Annotated in this window: 6 protein-coding genes; 2 read left to right on the top strand and 4 right to left on the bottom strand. The window is 45.4% G+C overall.

Annotated features, from left to right (window positions below):
* Positions 1-1,321: hypothetical protein (locus FWE37_09105; GenBank protein MCL2521136.1), on the top strand; the 1,321-nt coding region annotated here is incomplete at its 5' end.
* A gap of 72 nt (positions 1,322-1,393) precedes the next feature.
* On the opposite strand, the gene ald is transcribed toward FWE37_09105, so the two are convergent.
* Positions 1,394-2,503, bottom strand: coding sequence for an alanine dehydrogenase (gene ald / locus FWE37_09100; GenBank protein MCL2521135.1), 1,110 nt, complete (start codon positions 2,501-2,503; stop codon positions 1,394-1,396).
* Between the two features lie 127 nt (positions 2,504-2,630).
* A complete protein-coding gene (locus FWE37_09095; GenBank protein ID MCL2521134.1) occupies positions 2,631-3,026 on the bottom strand; it encodes a DUF1232 domain-containing protein in 396 nt (131 codons plus the stop codon).
* A 178-nt stretch (positions 3,027-3,204) separates the two neighbouring features.
* On the opposite strand from FWE37_09095, the gene tsaD reads away from it, so the two are divergent.
* Positions 3,205-4,266 (top strand): tRNA (adenosine(37)-N6)-threonylcarbamoyltransferase complex transferase subunit TsaD, encoded by a 1,062-nt coding sequence (gene tsaD / locus FWE37_09090; protein MCL2521133.1) that lies wholly within the window; start codon positions 3,205-3,207, stop codon positions 4,264-4,266.
* A gap of 89 nt (positions 4,267-4,355) precedes the next feature.
* On the opposite strand, the gene FWE37_09085 is transcribed toward tsaD, so the two are convergent.
* Together FWE37_09085 and FWE37_09080 are read right to left on the bottom strand one after the other, a co-directional pair.
* Positions 4,356-4,598, bottom strand: a complete 243-nt coding sequence (locus FWE37_09085) for a hypothetical protein (GenBank protein MCL2521132.1) — start codon at positions 4,596-4,598, stop codon at positions 4,356-4,358.
* Complete coding sequence (locus FWE37_09080; GenBank protein MCL2521131.1) at positions 4,595-4,810, bottom strand: DUF4916 domain-containing protein; 216 nt, start codon at positions 4,808-4,810, stop codon at positions 4,595-4,597. Before FWE37_09080 ends, FWE37_09085 begins: the two co-directional genes overlap by 4 nt.
* Between the last annotated feature and the right edge of the window lie 154 nt (positions 4,811-4,964).

Genomic DNA, 4,964 nt, shown 5'->3' with positions numbered 1-4,964 from the left:
AAGCGATGAACAAAACCGGGCCATCAGCCAGTTAAACAGCCGTTTTAACAACCAAACGCACGGCCACACTTTAAGCAGCGGGCAAGCCGGCTTTAACGAGCAAGCTTTATTGGTGCATAACGCCTTAACGGCCAGCCCTCTGCTTGGGCAGGCAGCGGCCGCTAACCGCAGCAACTTAACTATGCTTAGCGCCGCTTACTTTGGCCAACTAGAATCTGCCAACGGGGCTCATTTAACTCATCAAACTCAGCTGTTACAACAAGTAAGAACGGCACTTGCCGCTAACGACGGCTCCATCTTTTTAACGGCTAATTTATACAATTTAGTTTTAAGCGGCAGCCAACTTACCTTACGTAACCAGCTGGCCACCTTAGCCGCTAGGGTAGATACCAACGAGGACAGCTTAATTACCGCCGGTAAAGCCCTCTTTTTATTGGCGGCGGTACAAACCGATAACCGCCCGGCCGAACGCACCGCCCTTAATAACCAGCTTAACGAATTACTTAGCCGGGTTATTTTACTTAACAGAGGATTAGTACTTTACCGCCCGGCTTTAGGTAAAATAGAGCTGGAGGCCGCTATCCGTACCGGTTACTTGTTAATTAATGCTTCGTCTATAAGCGGCCTTAACCGCAGCGCCGCAAATAACGAGCGTTTTATCGGTGAAAATTTAATTACCACCAGCTTATCGTTTGCCGGCAGTAACGGCTTTGTGCCGCATTATGCTTTATGGGAAGGGGCCGGTATAACTTACAGTGCTAACTTTTTTAGTTACGAACACATAGCCGCCTACTTATGGCCTAGCCTTTTTATGCCGCAAGTGCACAGCCAGCATATTACTATGAATGCCGGCCAAGCCGTCTATACCCTTGCTAATAATGTACGTACCACGTGGTTAAGCAGCAGCGCCATTAACCTAGAGCTTGGCGTTACCCCTGCCCACGAACATTATTTGTTATTTACCGGCTTACCGGCCATTGCCAGCGTAGCCTTAAATACCGCTAATAACCAACTAACCGAAGTAGAGAGCTTAACCGGTGTAAGCAGCGGCTGGCTGTACAACAGCGATGAACGCACCCTTTATGTTAGGTTACCGGCCGGTGGCGGACGGCAAAATTTATTAATAAACTTTGCCGTTAATACCCCAGCTCCGGCGGCTACCGCCGCTTCATCGCAGCAAGTAGCTACCGGTGGGCCGGCCACTACCGTCAGCCCCGCAGCAGCTGTAATTGCCGCCGCTGAAGAAACTGCTCCCGCCACTGCCGAGCCCGAAAGGCTTACTTGGGCCCAGCGCCGCGCTTTAGCCAGACAAGGTAATTAAAAAATTTCTATGTGATAAAAAAGCCGTCCTAACAGACGGCTTTAAATTTACGGTGCTAAAGCAATTTATGCGCTATAAGAGTGCAGTTGCCTCGCTGAAAGGCAAGCTAAAGGCCTCTGATACCGCTTTGTAAGTAACTTTACCCTGATAAACATTTAAACCTTTAAGCAAGGCTTTGTTATCGGCTAAAGCAGCTTTGTAGCCTTTACTCGCAATCAATAAGGCATAAGGCAACGTTACATTGGTTAAACCAAAAGTAGAGGTACGCGGCACGGCGCCGGGCATATTAGCTACGGCATAATGCACCACCCCATGCTTTTCGTAAGTGGGTTCGGCGTGGGTGGTAATACGGTCTATCGTGGCAAAAATGCCGCCTTGGTCGATGGCCACATCAACTATCACCGAGCGTGGCTTCATCGCTTTAACCATCTCTTCACTAACCAGTTTAGGAGCTTTGGCGCCCGGTATCAACACGGCGCCAATCACTAAATTGCTCTCTTTAACGGCCTCTGCAATGTTGGCGCTGTTGCTCATTAAAGTTTGAGCACTGTTGCCGAATAAATCGTCCAATTCGCGCAGGCGTTTAGGGTTGCTATCCAAGATGGTAACGTTAGCGCCCATACCAACGGCCATTTTTGCGGCGTTAGTACCCACAATGCCGCCGCCAATGACGGCCACGTTGGCAGCTTTTACACCGGGGATACCGCCCAGCAGCATACCGATACCACCCTGCGGCCGCTCGAGGAAGCGGGCCCCAATTTGAGTGGCCATACGGCCGGCAACTTCGCTCATTGGGGTAAGCAAAGGCAAACTGCCATCGGCCAGCTCGACGGTTTCGTAGGCAATGGCCACCACCTTTTTGTCGATTAACGCTTTAGTCAGCTCTTCTTCGGCGGCTAAGTGCAAATAGGTAAAAAGGATAAGCCCTTCATAAAAGTAGGCGTATTCTTCTTTTAACGGCTCTTTTACCTTTACCACCATCTCTTTGCCCCAAGCCTCTTTGGCCGTTACCATTGTAGCGCCGGCGGCTACATACTCGGCATCGGTAAAGCCCGAACCATTACCGCCGTTCGTCTCAACAAAGACCTGATGGCCGGCTTTAACCATAACCTCTACCCCAGTTGGGGTCATGGCTACGCGATTTTCGTTATTTTTAATTTCTTTAGGTACACCTATGGTCATTTAAGAAATCTCCTTAAATGTATTTTATCACGATTTTATTAAAACCGTAAAAAAAATTTTTGAAAAGTTTTAAGAAAAATTATCTTTTGCATAAAGATTTTGACATTACTAAAAATAAAACAACAATTTAAGCTTTCTTTAATTCGCCGTCAATCTCGGCATCTAAATCTTTCATCGTAAATTTACTATAACCAATACACAAAGCCAGCACACCGGCGGCAGTGGCAAAATCGTCGGCGTAACCAACTATTGGTAAAAAATCGAGTATTAAATCGAACGGGTAAATAATATAACCAATGCAGCCCATAATAAGGGCCTTTAACGGCAGCGGTGTGGCGGGGTTTTCCAGCGCTGAAAGCAAATGCCCTAGTGTGCCCACGATGGCGCCGGCGCTGCCGGCCACAACAGGCGGTTTATCACGCGTGGCTTTGCGCAACTTTTTTAACAACTTAAAGGCAAGGGTGCTATCGTAATATTTTTGAAATTTGGCTAAGTCTTTTTCGTTTACTTTTTTGCCGGTCATTTAAGGCTCCTTACTAAGAACTAAAAATAATTGTAACTGTAATCAAAATGTGTGTCAACTACGAGTTAAATTTTATTTTTATTTATATAATTTATAAATTCTACAAAAAAGAGATATGGCCACGAAAAAGAATAACTTTTCACTTTTCAATTATCACTTTTTCTTATATACTAACCCCATGATATTAGGCATAGAAAGCAGCTGCGATGAATTTGCCGTTGCCATTTTACATAACAATAAAATTTTAGCCGGCGTAGTCGCCAGCCAAATAGAGCAGCACCGTTCCTTTGGCGGTGTTGCCCCCGAAGTAGCCAGCCGCCTGCACACCGAGCTAGCGCTACCTACCGTAAAAGAGTGCTTAGCTAAAGCCGCTATTAAACCTAACCAAATTACCGCAGTGGCTTACACCAACCGGCCCGGCCTTGTGGGCAGCTTGCTGGTAGGGGCCAGCTTTGCCAAAGCTTTTGCGTGGGCGCTAAATATCCCCAGCATAGCGGTAGACCATATTAGAGCGCATTTATATATTAATCATTTAGTACATAACATTGATTATCCTTATTTGGGGGCCATCATCTCCGGCGGGCATACCACCTTGATGGTGGTTAAATCTTTCAATGATATAGAAGTAATCGGCAGCACCATTGATGATGCCTGCGGCGAATGTTACGACAAAGTGGCCAAACACTACGGCTGGGGTTTTCCCGGTGGGCCGGCCATCGATAAATTGAGTAAAGATGGCGATGAATTGGCCTTTAACTTTCCCTTTGCCAACCTCTACAAAGGCAACCATCGTTACGATATGTCTTACAGCGGGCTGAAAAATGCCGTCATCAACCAGCTGGAACTTTTTAAAGTAAAAGAAGGTTACACACAGGCCGATATTGCCGCCGGCTTCCAGCGCGCCGCCATTGGTCAACTCATGGCCAAAATTAAAAAATCTTTAAAAGATTTTAATTTACATACAGTTGTCATTGGCGGCGGTGTGGCGGCGAATAGTTATTTACGTGCTAAACTGGCCCAGCTTAAAGGGATAACGGCTTACTCCCCTCCTCTATCTTTATGCGGCGATAACGGCGAAATGATAGCGTTTTTAGGCGGTAAACTGCTGGAGGAAGGCGAAATTAGCGGATTAAACGAAAAGGTATATAACCGGGTACTGGAATTTAAAAGAGGGCTGAAAAGCGAAAACGGAAAGATGAAAATTGAGCGTAGCTACAATGGCCACAATAACAGCCAATAGCAAGAAAAAATAATTTTAAAAATAAAAGGAATTATCTATCTATAAATATAAATTACTGCATAATTTATCGTAATAACACACCTGCTGCCTTACATCTCCGCCATATAATTTAGTTCAATATTATTTACGAGCACATTCTTCACCACCGTTTGCATCGAAAAAGGCAGTAAACTCTCTAGCTCTGGGCTAGCTATCTCTAACCAGCACACCTCTAAATGCTCTTCTAAGGCTTTAACGGGCGTATCTTTCGTGATACCACTCACCATAAAAATGTGGTTTATCTCTTGGTTATACCAGCCATTGCCTTCCCACGCCGCCTCAAGGCAGCTCACATAGCGACCAACGCTGCATAGTAGCCTAGCTCTTCTTGTATTTCGCGTTGTAAAGCTTGCTGTAAGTTTTCATTAAATTCTAAATGGCCACCAACAAGAAAAGTGTAAGGCTGCCCTTTCCCTTTAACAGCTAAAAGATAGCCTTCATCTATCACAATACCCCGAACAAGTACATGAAAACATTTATTTTCAGCCTCTTTTCTAATTATCATAAAATACCTCTATTGAAGCCGGATTGCCGCACCGTTTTGCGGCTCGCAATTGTAAGTGTCAAGTAATTCAAGAACAAATAGCTTGTTTTTTTAGTAGAGGTGTAGTGCCGATGCCCTGATGTATCCTATGCTCGTTATAGTATAGGATATATTT

The sequence above is a fragment of the Spirochaetaceae bacterium genome (genome assembly GCA_009784515.1).
Taxonomy (GTDB): domain Bacteria; phylum Spirochaetota; class Spirochaetia; order WRBN01; family WRBN01; genus WRBN01.
This window is presented reverse-complemented; position numbering and strand designations above follow the sequence as displayed.

What these genes read in the sequence shown, in the direction of transcription:
- ald (MCL2521135.1), bottom strand. Translation starts at nt 2,503, where the DNA reads ATGACCATAGGTGTACCTAAAGAAATTAAAAATAACGAAAATCGCGTA.
- tsaD (MCL2521133.1), top strand. Translation starts at nt 3,205, where the DNA reads ATGATATTAGGCATAGAAAGCAGCTGCGATGAATTTGCCGTTGCCATT.
- FWE37_09095 (MCL2521134.1), bottom strand. Translation starts at nt 3,026, where the DNA reads ATGACCGGCAAAAAAGTAAACGAAAAAGACTTAGCCAAATTTCAAAAA.
- FWE37_09080 (MCL2521131.1), bottom strand. Translation starts at nt 4,810, where the DNA reads ATGATAATTAGAAAAGAGGCTGAAAATAAATGTTTTCATGTACTTGTT.